At 56.8% G+C, this 366-nt stretch carries 1 protein-coding gene; it reads left to right on the forward strand.

Annotated elements, in window-relative coordinates; all coding sequences use genetic code 11:
* Window positions 1-366 (forward strand): hypothetical protein (locus AC1D0P_RS32200; RefSeq protein ID WP_477680436.1); only part of this gene is annotated, 366 nt, incomplete at both ends.

Genomic DNA, 366 nt, shown 5'->3' on the forward strand with positions numbered 1-366 from the left:
GTATGCGGTAGTGACCGGCAACGGCACTGACACGATTAAGAACTACGGCTACATTTTCGGCGACAACACTGACGGGGATATCGCTTTCCTGGGCACAGGCGGCGGCATCGCCCACGGTGGCTTTGAAAACTGGGGCTTCGTCAGCGGCGCGCACGGGCTCCTGCTGATGGACTCCGATGCCACCATCTATAACTACGCCCACGGCCTGATCAAGACGACGTATGCAGCGATAACGGTCAACAACGCCGCCGGCGTTTCCGATCTTTTCAATAATGCTGGTGAGATATCGGGTGGTACGGCATTCCTCGGCGGTGACGGCAACGAGAATATCGTCAATTCCGGCAAAATCACGGGCGACATCTACAC

The organism is Polaromonas sp. P1_G2, assembly GCF_056405515.1.